Source organism: Pseudoalteromonas luteoviolacea (genome assembly GCF_000814765.1).
Classification (GTDB): Bacteria; Pseudomonadota; Gammaproteobacteria; order Enterobacterales; family Alteromonadaceae; genus Pseudoalteromonas; species Pseudoalteromonas luteoviolacea_H.
In genome coordinates, this window is the sequence record NZ_JWIC01000006.1 from 38,131 (window position 1) to 50,867 (window position 12,737).

General features: G+C 36.1%; 16 protein-coding genes. All 16 read left to right on the plus strand.

Annotation, left to right across the window (positions count from 1 at the left end):
* Nucleotides 1-288 precede the first annotated feature (288 nt).
* The 16 genes from JF50_RS11625 to JF50_RS11700 all read left to right on the plus strand — a co-directional run bounded on the left by JF50_RS11625 (nucleotide 289) and on the right by JF50_RS11700 (nucleotide 12,018).
* Nucleotides 289-696, plus strand: coding sequence for a hypothetical protein (locus tag JF50_RS11625; protein WP_152614529.1), 408 nt, complete (start codon nucleotides 289-291; stop codon nucleotides 694-696).
* A 115-nt stretch (nucleotides 697-811) separates the two neighbouring features.
* Entirely contained in the window at nucleotides 812-1,054 is a 243-nt protein-coding gene (locus JF50_RS11630) for a hypothetical protein (RefSeq protein ID WP_039609647.1), read from the plus strand.
* 345 nt (nucleotides 1,055-1,399) lie between these two features.
* A complete protein-coding gene (locus JF50_RS11635; RefSeq protein ID WP_039609648.1) occupies nucleotides 1,400-1,798 on the plus strand; it encodes a hypothetical protein in 399 nt (132 codons plus the stop codon).
* Between the two features lie 44 nt (nucleotides 1,799-1,842).
* Nucleotides 1,843-2,226, plus strand: a complete 384-nt coding sequence (locus tag JF50_RS11640; RefSeq protein WP_039609649.1) for a hypothetical protein — start codon at nucleotides 1,843-1,845, stop codon at nucleotides 2,224-2,226.
* A gap of 558 nt (nucleotides 2,227-2,784) precedes the next feature.
* Nucleotides 2,785-3,174, plus strand: a complete 390-nt coding sequence (locus JF50_RS11645) for a hypothetical protein (RefSeq protein ID WP_152614531.1) — start codon at nucleotides 2,785-2,787, stop codon at nucleotides 3,172-3,174.
* Nucleotides 3,175-3,275: 101 nt separating this feature from the next.
* Nucleotides 3,276-3,674: a hypothetical protein gene (locus JF50_RS11650; RefSeq protein WP_039609651.1), complete on the plus strand. Its 399-nt coding sequence runs from the start codon at nucleotides 3,276-3,278 to the stop codon at nucleotides 3,672-3,674.
* A 114-nt stretch (nucleotides 3,675-3,788) separates the two neighbouring features.
* On the plus strand, nucleotides 3,789-4,100 hold the full coding sequence (locus JF50_RS11655) for a hypothetical protein (RefSeq protein WP_039609652.1): 312 nt from the start codon (nucleotides 3,789-3,791) through the stop codon (nucleotides 4,098-4,100).
* Between the two features lie 126 nt (nucleotides 4,101-4,226).
* Nucleotides 4,227-4,574 (plus strand): hypothetical protein, encoded by a 348-nt coding sequence (locus JF50_RS11660; protein ID WP_152614532.1) that lies wholly within the window; start codon nucleotides 4,227-4,229, stop codon nucleotides 4,572-4,574.
* 181 nt (nucleotides 4,575-4,755) lie between these two features.
* On the plus strand, nucleotides 4,756-5,214 hold the full coding sequence (locus JF50_RS11665) for a hypothetical protein (protein WP_039609654.1): 459 nt from the start codon (nucleotides 4,756-4,758) through the stop codon (nucleotides 5,212-5,214).
* A 500-nt stretch (nucleotides 5,215-5,714) separates the two neighbouring features.
* On the plus strand, nucleotides 5,715-6,302 hold the full coding sequence (locus tag JF50_RS11670; protein ID WP_039609655.1) for a hypothetical protein: 588 nt from the start codon (nucleotides 5,715-5,717) through the stop codon (nucleotides 6,300-6,302).
* 513 nt (nucleotides 6,303-6,815) lie between these two features.
* The gene (locus tag JF50_RS11675; protein ID WP_152614533.1) at nucleotides 6,816-7,157 is read left to right on the plus strand and encodes a hypothetical protein; all 342 of its coding nucleotides are present in this window, start codon (nucleotides 6,816-6,818) and stop codon (nucleotides 7,155-7,157) included.
* Nucleotides 7,158-7,358: 201 nt separating this feature from the next.
* Entirely contained in the window at nucleotides 7,359-7,847 is a 489-nt protein-coding gene (locus JF50_RS11680) for a sel1 repeat family protein (protein ID WP_039609657.1), read from the plus strand.
* Between the two features lie 687 nt (nucleotides 7,848-8,534).
* Nucleotides 8,535-9,002 carry a hypothetical protein gene (locus tag JF50_RS11685; protein ID WP_039609658.1) on the plus strand — a complete coding sequence of 156 codons (468 nt, stop codon included), beginning with the start codon at nucleotides 8,535-8,537 and terminating at the stop codon, nucleotides 9,000-9,002.
* Between the two features lie 548 nt (nucleotides 9,003-9,550).
* Nucleotides 9,551-10,366 carry an MBL fold metallo-hydrolase gene (locus JF50_RS11690; protein ID WP_039609659.1) on the plus strand — a complete coding sequence of 272 codons (816 nt, stop codon included), beginning with the start codon at nucleotides 9,551-9,553 and terminating at the stop codon, nucleotides 10,364-10,366.
* A 350-nt stretch (nucleotides 10,367-10,716) separates the two neighbouring features.
* Nucleotides 10,717-11,049 (plus strand): hypothetical protein, encoded by a 333-nt coding sequence (locus JF50_RS11695; RefSeq protein ID WP_039609660.1) that lies wholly within the window; start codon nucleotides 10,717-10,719, stop codon nucleotides 11,047-11,049.
* A gap of 438 nt (nucleotides 11,050-11,487) precedes the next feature.
* Nucleotides 11,488-12,018: a hypothetical protein gene (locus JF50_RS11700; protein ID WP_039609661.1), complete on the plus strand. Its 531-nt coding sequence runs from the start codon at nucleotides 11,488-11,490 to the stop codon at nucleotides 12,016-12,018.
* Nucleotides 12,019-12,737: the final 719 nt, after the last annotated feature.

Genomic DNA, 12,737 nt, shown 5'->3' on the forward strand with positions numbered 1-12,737 from the left:
TTCCTTTCGTAAAAATGCGACAAAATCTAGATGGCTTCAGGTTTGGAACAAGGGTTACAAGAAGTGTCGGTATTGCTCTTTGATTTACCAACACCTATTAAAGTACAGGCATTATCAAAATATAATCATATCGTATCTAAGAATGATTCCGAAGTTTGTGTAAAGTACGTATAATAAGCGCTTAAACCTATGGTCGCAAAACGCTTGGTTTGCACTCATCCTTCGGTAATTTTAGCCAATCTTTTTTCGCCTCTTATATGGGCGGTATATTTACGTGGAGTTTAGCCGTTGAAATTTAGTCTATTTATATTGTTTCTTATGATCACATTGAGTGCTCAGGCAGATCAATCAGCTAATCATTTAGCCCGATATATTGGCAATCTAAACATGTACGACGTGACATTTACATTGCTAGACTCTAAATGCAGCACGTCCTATGCATTGACGAAAAAGCAAGTTGAAGAAATTGACAAATTAACTTTAGAAAAAACAGGGGTATCATATAAAAAATACATTTCAATTGTAGGCGACCCTGAACTTACGCTAGAAATGGCTGAAGAAGCAATTCAACTGCTCCTCGAAAATAATTGTAATGCTAGATTGCTAGACCAATGGCATTATAGAGTATCGAAAGGCGTCGATAAAAATTTGTCAGAACTGAGAAATGCAGAACCAACAAATATGCAAATTAAATAAGTTTAATAAGCTTTTAAAATGATGCCACACTGCTTGGTTGACGTTCATTCTTCACCAATTATAACCAAGCATTTATTTGCCTCTTGATGGGGCTTTATATAGGTAAGGAAGTATAGTGCAATATTGGACAGGGCCTTCAGAATCACATCTTGGTGAAGGTATAGTGTGGACCGAGTTTGCAGATGAGGGACATGCCCTTCGCCAAGTAGAAAAGTATGATGGGAAATGGTTTTCCTCAAGAAATGACTCTAAGGATGAATGTTGGTTATACGATGGCAACATAAGAGATTTAGAACTGTCAGACTCTAGAGAGATTTCTAAAGAAGAATTTGAAGTTGTGTGGCGAAAGTCGGCATAACAAGTTACTTTAAGTTTATGGTGAGCAATCAGTCTAATTGTTGTAACTCTGCATCTTGAACAAGGAAATATCCGCCCAATCGTTTGAAAACATATCTTGTAGCGGGTGTGATAGCATCCACATTCACATGCATTGCTGTTGGTATCATGAGCTTATATTTGTTACCTTTCATTTGAGCGTAGTCATTAGTATCGCTTTATTTAGTTTATATCCAGCGAAGCTACCTGAGTGGTAGTGCAACCAACAAGCGCTAAACAAGGATAAAAGGAAATAAGCTCGACGCTTCATTTTATGTTAGCTTATTCAGCTTTGTCTGTGAGTTAAACCTTATGTGCTTGGTGATTTATGAGTGATAATTTGGACATCAATGGAAAAGTGCCAAATCTAATTGATCACGTTCTTGAGGAGCTACTTTGTACTGAGATGTGGTCAGAAGGTATGCTAGTGGATCAAGCCAATGTCATTTACCTTAAGGTTAATGGCTGTTGGTTCCGCCACTATTTTGATTGTGCAATTGTATTTTGGCGTAATCAAGAGAAAGCGCCAAAGTCATATGAAATGCAAGAATTAGATTCATATTTTAAGGTAGTAGACCTCGCTCACAATCTTGGTATCAAAGGCTTAAAAATCCAAAGTTTTGAAACTTATTCTATTAAAGGCGGATCTGAGTCTGTATTTACGTTTGAGAACAGTCGTTCAATTGTGTTCTCTAATATAAATGATATTACCGTATATAGAACATAACAAACGCTGTAAGCGCATCACACAATACAGTTGGCTGTGCTCTTTTGTTGCTAACCTTAGTCAACTTTTATGTGCCGTTTACGGCAGACATTATATTTTCAAATAGTATGTGGCCATTTTCTAGATCTAAAGTGTACATTGACGGTAAAAACCTAGCTATATTTGAAGCAGGTCAAAAGAAAATAGTGTCTATTTCTGAAATTACAGAGATCTCTTATTGTTGGGATCTGTCATTAGGATTTAGAGATTGTTTAACTTTTAAGTGTGCCGCTGAGCAGATTGTTGTTGGTTCCCTTCCCAGAAATATTGACAGCACGTTAAGCGTACTAAATAGCCAGCTGAAAAATGGTTCTTTACCAAGCAAACTAGAAGACCTTATTAATGAAGAGCTGCTTAGTGATACTGTAATACTTTGGCAAAAAACATAACAAGTTAATTCAATCAAGAATATACAAACGCTTGGCCTTTGCTCCTTTGTTACTGATTTTATGCAAGCATATGTGCATGTTATTAAGGCATTAGATCTACTTATGGTAGAGCATTGCTGGATAATGAGCTTGTTAAATTGCTATGCGCAGAATGTCACCCTCCTGAATACTTAGATATATATCGACACATTAACAGAAGTCCGCCAATTTATAGTGTATGGCTTGTGTTTAAAATACTCTTACTACCTCGCATCCGAGGGGCCGTAGTCCCTTACAAGCTAATCCATAAGTAGACTAATAAAATTAGATCTGCTTTGTCACTGGGAGCGGTGTTGTTGTGGTGTTTTCAGGGGGCTGGAACACTGTAAATAGCTGTCTTGAATGCCGCTTTTACTTCAAGCCTTTTCTTTAAATCAGCTTTTAGGTACAGTGGCGTTATTGAGTTTTAAGTCGGTCTTAGTTTCTTGTTTTTCAATTTAAGCGCTGACTGGAACCGTTATTTATCAGTCTAACGCTTCTGTCCAATTTTGTTTTCTCACTGAGGTGTCATATACCCTTATGAAATATCTGATTGCTTGCTTATTATTGGTAGTTTCTCCACTTGTTACGGCATGTAAATGTATGGAATTTAATGTTGGTCAATATGTGTCAAATGCAGAAAAAGTGTACCTTGGTCGTATTATTAGTACCCAAATGCTTGGAGGTAAAGGCAATATGTCTGCAACTTTGAGAGTGAATGAAAAGTACAAAGGGGACGTTTTTGAGCTAGAAGAGGTCGTTCAGAGAAATAGTCGCTGTTCGTTGTTTTTTACTTTAAATGAGGAATATCTGGTGTTTGAAGGAAAGAGTGGCGAAGTGAATCAGTGCAGTATGCGAAACACCCGATATCTTCGTGATTTGGAAAGTCAGTTAAACGCATTGAGCACACTTGCAAGGCAGGGTATATGACAAGGTTGCACATGTGGATAAATCACACCTGTCTTTGTTCGTACACCACAAATTCTAGCCAATTTTTTTAGCCGTTGGCTTGTGACCTCAGGTGTTTATTGATGGCTCGTACACTCATTTTTATACTTATTTTCAATCTGGTTGCTTGCTCACCTACGCAATCTATTTCAAAATATAGAAACTTTCATGGAGTCAAAGTTGAGGCTACAATATCCACTGAACTGGCCCAAATAATTATTAATTATGTAAAAGCGTGCTCAGATTTTAGCTGTATAACGGATGATGAGCATAAATGGATATTGAATTGGTTCAATGTCTATGAATACGATAAGCCTTATAAAATAAGCTTGTATACTAAAAGCAATTTTAAAGTAGAAAATAAGCGCGTTTATTTAGTTGAACTAGATGTTAAAGATGACTACGGTCATTTGTCTTATTATCTTATCGAAGAACATGGCGGTTTTAAAATTATTGGTATTTCACATGGTGAAGTTGGATAAAACACATAACTAACCAATTAAGCGCGGGACTGTGAAAGCTTGGTTCGGTTCCGCTTCGCTACACTTGTTTAGCCAAGCAGTATTTGCCCCCAGTGGCGGCGTGAGGTGACTCTATTGTTTAGTATTCCAGAATTGGGTAAGAAGTTTGAAGTGACAATCGTCAATGTATTTGATTTAGGTCTTATTGTTGAATCAAATGAAGGTGATACATATCAGTTGAGAGTCCCAGAGTTGACAGATAGGTTTCAAGTTTTAGATAGAGAAAGTAGGTTAAAAGAGGTAATAGGGAAGACAATATTCGTGTATGAGTTTGTTGAAGCAAAAGGGCACGTAAGTCAGCTATCCGAGTCAGAACTAAAACACAGAGCAGATATGCACAAAAAACGTATGATAAAAGCGCAACAAAAATATAGTAAAGGTTTTTAATTGTTTCATTTATATAACTGAGTAGCTGGTAAGGGCTAAATATAGTTGGCTTTTCCTCTCTTATCGCATATTATAGCCCGCCGCAAATGGCCTATTAATAAAGGCGTTTGATGATTTAGGAAAATCATGCGTATAAATCTATTTCTCATAATGCTATTTATGTCAGCCAGCGCCCTAGCTCAAACGTTAATTACTGAAAAATATGAGCTAACCATTGCTGAGTTATGTGAAGAGGGCGTTGTCGGCTGCGATAATGTCGTTTTGAATATACTTGAGCATGGAACCGGCGGTGAGCAACGAATTAATGGTGAAACTTTTCACACTCATTGCTCAGATGGCACTACGCCATGCGCATTTCAAGGCTACAGGTTTAAAGCCAAGAATCAAACATACAGAATATTAAACAATGGTACTTTCCAAATTTTTGATAATAATGGTGAACAAGTTTATTCAGGAAAAGGAAAGTGGCAGTAGCTTTTGCATAACAAGCACCTAAACCAAAAAAGCGCAAACCATTGGGTTTGTGCTCCTTCATCACTAATTTTATTCAACGATTTTTGCCGCTTAGGCTCTGGTTATTACTGCATAAGCAGTGACAATTAGATATTTTCTTTTTTAGATATTAGTTTTTATAAATGTAATTTTGGAGTTTTACGTGAAAAAAGTTTTATTTATCACATTGCTTATTAGTTTTCTGGGTGGCTGTGTTGCAATGGGCCCATCACTTAAAGATGCACCTATACCGGAAGGGGATGAGCCTGTAGTTTACGTTTATAGAGAGTTTAGTAAATTTGCGCTGGGTGCTTATGCACAAGTTTATTTAAATGAAGACCATGTCGCAAATTTAGGTATGAAGGGGTTCACTTGGATAAATGTAAAGGAAGGTAAAAACAAAATTGGTGCTTTTCAGGGTCTTGCACAATTCGATGATGGAACACTTAATAGAGAATTCTCGTTGCAAAAAGGTGAAAAGCTATATTTGAAGATTAGTACAAGACATCATACTTCAAACGGTATGACTGTAAGAATACAAAGCTTAGATAAAGTTGATGAAAAAACAGCCCTTGAAGAATTGGCTAACTATTCTTACCAGGCCAACTTCTCGAATAGATAACCTAACTCGTTATTATGTCGGAGCAAAATTTAGTTGGTTTTTTGCTCTTTTTTCGCTTACTTGGCGCAACTATTTTGCGCCACTTAGGCAAATGTTAAGTGAATCGTCGGGATAGATATCTTAAATAAGTGTTAGTCCAATGATTAATGCTTGGCATCTTTTTTATCAGCTAACTTGTTTTGGCTAAATATGCCAGTGATTTTTAAATGTCCGTGATGCCACAAGAGTATATTGGTTCATTCAGGTGTTGTTGTTAAACAACGCTAAACTGGCTGGAGTACGGTCCAAGTATGGCTACTCCCTTATGAATTCGTGTACCAGTGTTTTGAATGTTGTAAACGTGGGCAAATAATAAAATCACAACATAATTGTGGTGCTGTATTCACCTAACAAGTTAATTAAGTTATGGGCGCAAAAACAGCAGGTTTGCGCCCATTTTTCGTTTAATTTAGTCTGCTATTTTTCGCTGTATATTTAGGCATTAGATTTTTGGAGTATAAATGTTTAAAGTCTGTACCAAACTTTTAATTGTGTCTTTTCTTGTTTCGGGTTGTGCAACAACAACGGTTGAGTATGATGAACCGACCGCTGGGGACAGAGCTAAAGTCAGGTTCGTTGCCTCAGGCCATCACGGTGGAGAGGCTTTAGTGGTTGGCTTCGAGACCCCTAACTGTGAAAATGGACAAAATAGAGTGTCGTTATATGCAAAGATGCATGGTAGTTTTATTAAGTCAAAAAAGGTGGGTGTTCCTTTGTGGACATACGGGGACTATGCCGCTAATGCTAAAGAGTTTTATTTTGAAGCTGGTAAGCCTAACAATTTTTTAATTTATAAAAAGCATAGCGGTGTGGGAGTTAGTACGTCTTGTGGTTCCTTTATAACAACCTCATTCGAGAAAGATAAGAACTACGAAATTGACTTTAATACAAATGGTTGCTCAGCTATCGTATATGAAATTCAGGGCACCGATGGTGTATATAATCGTGTGCGTCAGTCTGTAGGAAATAACGACATCTCAACGATGCCTAATTCCTGCATCCAAGAATATAATAATAGAGTAGGAACCAAGGTTCCGCTTAATAACTAAAACCTAGCCAGTTCTATAGTCAGGTTGTAATAGTTGGTTTTGCTTCGCATTATGGCCAACTATTACTCACCGCTTAAGGCTATGTGGGGCTTCTGAGGAGCGCTATGAGCGTGAGTCGAAATTTAATTAAGTTTATTTCTATTAATTACCGTCAAGGATAGACCGAAGTTGTTGAGGTATTCACAGTGGTTGCATTAATGTTGAAACAACATAAATCCACCCGATATAGATATTACAGACATAGATTTTGATTCAGTTGTGACTCCGTTTGATGATGTTGCATAGGTAGCAAATACGGAAGTTGAGTATTGGAGAAACTAAATCTCTTGTTTAGCAGTGAAACAACGCAATTATTTTGTCTAGAGGTAAGGTCAACATATAATAAAGCGAGCAATTCGACATGTAACGTCAAGTTTTTTGCGGGGTATGATTAAGCGTCAGCATAGCCTGACAAACGTTTTGGTAGTTTGTTGTATATGAGCGTGTTAGTTGTATAAAGTGAGGGCGAGTATAATGAAATGGATAGTCTTCTGTTTAATGTTAGTCGTATCCTATGCTTCTTTAGGAGAGGGCGATAAGCTTTTGATCTCTTCATCAAATGAATCTGTTGAATTCAATTTAGTTGAAGGGGGGGAGTTCATCGTTATGAGGGAGAATACCACGTTTAAATTATTTATTAATACGGCGTTTATTGAAGATGGTATAGTCCATGTAGTATATCATTGCCAATTTGATGGAGGTTTAGGGTTTGGTATTGGTGAGCTATCAAGTCTTTCTTTTTCTATTAATGACAGTAAAAGCTACAGCTGTAATAGCGACATAAAAGCGCTTTATACTTTACGATTAGGTAACTAACGTGCGTATTAAAGGGCTGTTTTATTTTTCGATAAAATTGTTTAATTAATATAATAATAAGCCACTGTTTCTTATATGTGGATAAAAGCATTATATAATGCTTGATTTCTTCTTTCTTACCCAATGATTTTTACTCGATAAACGAGTTTCGTGGAAAAATAATGAAAAAAAATACAATTACTATTACTTTTATTTATTCCTTTGGAAGGTCTAGGGAGTGACATTACTGATCAAGAAGCGGAAAAATTATTAACCTTAGGGCAAAAATACTTTTCGGTTCAGCAATACTCTAATGCACTCGTTGTTTGGAATAAATTGATATCAACTTCTGCACCTAGCAAAGAAAAAGTTATTCAGCTCCAGTCAATTGCTGAATCTAATATTGGTTACATTTATTCGAATGGGTTAGGAGTGAAAGTTGATCACAGCAAAGCAGAAGAATATTGGTTAGAATCCTCTAAAAAAGGAAATATGGAGGCGAAATACCATTTGTGCTATACCTACGGCGGTAAGAAGATACCCGAGAAAGGAATAATTGAAGCGTCACAGTTCTGCAAATCAGCTTATAACTTCTATAAAAGTAAAACTAACAAAGAATATAGCGATAAATACATCATTGAGCACATAAGTAAATTCTACAGAGAGTATAAAATGGGGGAGAAAGGGCTTGAACGAGTTAACGACAAGTAACTAAGCGATCTATATAACAAACTAGATGAAACACTGGGAAAACTTTTTTCTAGCATAGCTGGTAGCCTGTTAAACAAAGTGCCAAAAAAAAGATATTTTCCAGATTAACGGTTGGTGGTTTATTTGTGGGGGTATGGATTGTCTAAATAGCCGAAACATGGTTGGAGTTAATCTTCGTATCGATCCTAGCCTTAATAGTAACTATGGTAATCGTAGTAAAAAAGCTTGGATATCAACAATGAGAGAAGGGTGGAAAGAGGATGGAAGTGGCGTTTATCTTCATTCTAAATCAAGCTTCTACGAAGGTATATAACAATAATGCGCAATCTAGAGTTAATTATTAATTTTCCTTAGATTATGTTTTTAGGTGTTAACTTTAAAATAAACTTTGGTGTGATGGTGGGTTTTTAAGTATCTTTAAAGTTTTAATAGTGCCAAATTATTAATCGGTAAAAATTCTTACATATAGTAAATAATCTATACAATTTTAACTTTTTTGGTTTTTTAATCCCTGAAATAGGGTTTTATTTAAAGGGACACTACATCATTCACGAGTGGGTAAGGGGTGTTGTATTAAAATACAATCTGGAGCTTAATTTCTGGCGCTCATAACTGATTTAATAGTTGGCGTGGAGTCGAGGGTTTACGTTTTTTTGTCGAAAGCTTGGGTCTTTTATTTGGATGGTTATGCGAAGCTTTATAATTATATTACTTAGTTTTTTCCACATTAGTGTTTTGGCATGTGAAGATGAGCATGTGATTTCACCGTTTGCTACAGAAGTGCTTGACTATAATGGTTTTGATACCAGCTTAAAATACTTTGAAATCCTGTCTCCGGTTCAAAAGGGTAACGTTTATTTGAGTAGTATCACTGCGCGTGTTAAAGGAAAGTTTGAGTTTAGTTTAGATATACGAGAAGATCGAACCTATAAAGGTAACTTTTATATTTCTAACTTGGGGATCCCAGAAGATCTGCTAGATAAAGTAGAAATATTTATAGCGTACAATACAACTAGGAAAGACCGAAAGACAGTGATCTTTTGTGGCAACTTTGATTACTATAAATTAAGTGAACTACTTAAATTTGAAAAAGCAAAACAAGCACCGCCACCACCTCCAAAGTTGCCTCCTAATGATTTGTCAAATAGCTTATAAAATTGTGCTAAAAAAGGGATAGAAACCGAAGGGCTTGTGCTACATTTAGCCGCTTCGTTGTATCGCTTAGCACAGCGTTATATTTTAATTTTGGATAATTTTTTTTGAAAAACGCATTCAATACGTAGTTGCTATTGTTTTTATTTTCAGCTTATTCCCTGTTATCTTTAATGCAGGGCTTGAAATTATCCTTTTAAAAGGATTTTGGCTAACTATCTTAGCCATAGCTGTGTCACTTCTTTATAGTGTACTTGCAGTACTATCTTTGTATTATTCGCTCAGTGCACGAAGGCTGAACTATCAGGTTTTTAGTTTTACTTTGGTAAAAAATAGGTTTTTTGGTACATATCCCAATCATTTCATGTACTATTTTTAAAGATTCTCTTTGGTTAATACTATTATAAAAGTAAAAAGCTAAGTTAATGAGGCCAATTTAAAGTTGGACCCTATCATTTAGCTCATTATTTTCTTAATTAGGTCGGTTATTTATATCAGCCATTCAGGCTCTACATAGCGATAGAGCTTTTAACATATTAAAAGGAAGATTTATGAAAAGGTTCTCTATTTTAGCATCTATCTCATTATTATTTTTTAACGCTGATGCTTTATCAAGTAGTATCAGTGTTGAAAGAATATCTGAACAGCTTCATATTTTGAGTGGAAAAGAGTATGGAACGAGTATAGGGGTATTAGTTTTAGAAGATGGTATTGTGTTAGTAGACCCTATGCCTGGTAGTGAACATTTAGTGGAACTAGACAAAACTATTCGTACAATTTCTGAGAAACCTATTCAATTTGTATTGAATACACATGCACATTCCGACCATACCGGTGGTAATGAATATTTTATAAAAAAAGGTGGGGTACTTGTTGAGAGCTTACCCAAGATCGAAGGTCTTGAGCATATAAATGTGAAGTCCCATTCTGCAACAGATAACATTTACTACTACAAAAAAAGTAATGTGATATTTGCTGGAGATGTATTCGATAGCAGTTGGCACCCAACGTTTTATGCAGGGGGAACCATTGGTTTTAGCGAGGCGATTGATGCTATTTTAAAACTAGGCGATGATGAAACTCTGATTGTTCCTGGTCATGGCAGTCCTGTAAGAAAGTCATCGCTTGTTGAATTTAAAAAAAATACATTATTATGGATAGCTAAAGTTAAAGAGCTCCACCAAAAAGGGTGGAGTGAAAACAGAATAATGAATGATATTCAAGTCAATGAGATTCTGGAAAAGTTTAATGTAACTGGTAAAACTCCATTCATTCCCGAAAAAGCATTTAAAAGGTTTATTCAAAGAACAATTACGGTAATCGACACAGAAAAAGGGGGAAATAAGGCGGTGGGAGCGGATTTATAATTATTAGGTCAGCCTTGCAACTAAATTAGGTTAAACATTCTTTAGCCTATTTTTTGTGAACGATACTGTCATGGACACTGTAATTTTGTTCAACCCAATTCTTTTATATGGTTTAAAAATCATCGAAAGAGTGAGATTAAATAAGTTCTTCTTTCATCGCTTGAAAAATCAAAGATGGTAGACGAAAAAAAATGCGAGAAGACGAGTCAGGTTCTAATTATTATGACATGGCTATAGTGGCGTTAAAGCAAATCGCGGGGCTGTTTAGTCGTGTTATTTAATAAACCGTTGCTTCTGTTATGGAGTATAGGCAGTGCGGAACAGTCAAAATTATATATCTTGGGGATCTGATGACTAATCAACGGGAAATTTGTTCAAAGTTCAAAGCTGAATATGTTCCATGCTTCAAAAGCGATAAATTAGGTATTGCGATTGAAACAATTGGCAAACAACCAATAAATGGTTTGAGGCATAAAGCTGAAAATGGCACATGTGGATGGTATATTTGGTGTGGGGAAGCGCTGCCAAATGACCCTGACTTTTTTAAACCTTTGCATGTAAGTCACGTTAATCAGTACTTACCACAAGTTCTACCATACTTATCTCTGCCTCCGGGGCATAGGTTTTTGTTGGCTGATGGTTATGAGGATGTTTGGCAAGATCTTAAGTTACTAGGGATATGACACGTTAAATCCCCCATGATTACGAAGCAGTAGGTTTGTGCCTTATTTGTTGTTTAGTTTAATCAGCCATTTTCCCAGGCTTCTTTAGGTATTATATGTCAGAGATAACAATGAAAGTTCGTGCCAATGCTACTTGTTGATTTTAGAACGACCGCCATACGCATTTAGGTATATGGGTCAAAATGTATGACATAGAATTCGCTACCTTGATGAGATTGATACAAGTTGCAGACTACTCTTTGAGGAAGGGAGAGAAGCATTTGATTGAAATATCATTGAGTTAGCAATGGACTTTGTGGATGATACACTTCATGAAACCAGAATGTTCTAGGGAATGCATTTGAACTGTTCGTTATGGATATTAAAATCACTAGAGGGGTCAGATTTTTAGTTTCATAAAATAGTATTGCGTATTAATGCGGTTTGGGTAGCAACTTTATGTATAAACTTGTTTTTATAAATTTCATTTTTTTTAGCTTTAATAGTATAGCGCTTCCATATGGCGGTTATTGGAGCCCTGACTTTAAACGTTCTGTCTGTTTATTATGGCAAACTTCAACCGTTGAAATTCCACCGGGTTTAACTGTGACTATTTCTTCTAACTTTTCTTATAAAGGAAAAGGCTATGAGCTTTCTGAATTGCAACAAAGTTATGGTTTTGAAAAAGAGCGTCATGTTTTGGAGTTTATTCTTCCCGGGGTCTATAACAGTTCATATGTTAAGGTGGATTACCCCTTGGAGCTCTATGTTAATGGCGAGAAATTAACTAAAGTACAAGTGAAAGATACCCAGTACTTTTACCTAACAGGAAAAGCAGTGTCTGCAATTCTAGCACGAGCAGAAAATGGTCATGGTTTTGATGCAAAGCTAAAGTCCATATCTGGAGAGATTCATACTGTAAAGTTTAACGATGAGCAGCTTTCTTTGAGTACAAAAATGCACTTCACTTGCTCTGAAAATATTACATAATCAAGTCGTAGACGCAAAGAATGAACAATTGGATTTTTAGAAATTTGAGACCCGAGTTTATCGGCTCACATAGGCGTTAGGCGGCTATATGGTATTTGAAAGTTAGTAGATACCTGTTGAAAGTGGAAGTATATAACTAGTTGCCTTATCTTGGAGGCTTAGAGAGTTTTTTCCAGAAAAAAGAACAGTGTTAAGTATCAAATCAGAGGTGATATTAATCACGAATAGGCTTTCGTTGCGTTGATGAGCGTGGGCTGACAGAGGTATAACGCAATCCCCCCTAATATTGACTATCAATAAAGTAAAAGATCATGGTTGGCACAAAGAAAGTCCACTTACTTTTTTGTGGGAAGAGATGACGATTGGCCCCACCTAATCATGATCCCCAATGAATGTTTAGAAGTTATTTTACGCAATCGTCCAACCATAAAAAGCTGGGTAAAGTAGAGCCTGTTGTTGATTTACATAAGTAGTATTCATACATAAGTACTAGCTTTCGACGATGCTTCTCCAATCTTGTTCAGCAGTGATTGACAGATTGTTGGTTTGAACACACAAGGTTAAGAGTCCTAATTATTTAGGAAATAATACGACAACATAATTGGTGGGGTGAAAAAGTACAAAATAAGATGGTTTTGCCTCATGAAAACGGCATTCACTTTATTGCCCCTTAGTTTTATTGGTCGCTAAAGTCTCAGTTTCTAATAATGTCGATTTTA

What these genes read in the sequence shown, in the direction of transcription:
- JF50_RS11635 (WP_039609648.1), top strand. Translation starts at nt 1,400, where the DNA reads ATGAGTGATAATTTGGACATCAATGGAAAAGTGCCAAATCTAATTGAT.
- JF50_RS11645 (WP_152614531.1), top strand. Translation starts at nt 2,785, where the DNA reads ATGAAATATCTGATTGCTTGCTTATTATTGGTAGTTTCTCCACTTGTT.
- JF50_RS11650 (WP_039609651.1), top strand. Translation starts at nt 3,276, where the DNA reads ATGGCTCGTACACTCATTTTTATACTTATTTTCAATCTGGTTGCTTGC.
- JF50_RS11660 (WP_152614532.1), top strand. Translation starts at nt 4,227, where the DNA reads ATGCGTATAAATCTATTTCTCATAATGCTATTTATGTCAGCCAGCGCC.
- JF50_RS11670 (WP_039609655.1), top strand. Translation starts at nt 5,715, where the DNA reads ATGTTTAAAGTCTGTACCAAACTTTTAATTGTGTCTTTTCTTGTTTCG.
- JF50_RS11675 (WP_152614533.1), top strand. Translation starts at nt 6,816, where the DNA reads ATGAAATGGATAGTCTTCTGTTTAATGTTAGTCGTATCCTATGCTTCT.
- JF50_RS11685 (WP_039609658.1), top strand. Translation starts at nt 8,535, where the DNA reads ATGCGAAGCTTTATAATTATATTACTTAGTTTTTTCCACATTAGTGTT.
- JF50_RS11690 (WP_039609659.1), top strand. Translation starts at nt 9,551, where the DNA reads ATGAAAAGGTTCTCTATTTTAGCATCTATCTCATTATTATTTTTTAAC.
- JF50_RS11695 (WP_039609660.1), top strand. Translation starts at nt 10,717, where the DNA reads ATGACTAATCAACGGGAAATTTGTTCAAAGTTCAAAGCTGAATATGTT.
- JF50_RS11700 (WP_039609661.1), top strand. Translation starts at nt 11,488, where the DNA reads ATGTATAAACTTGTTTTTATAAATTTCATTTTTTTTAGCTTTAATAGT.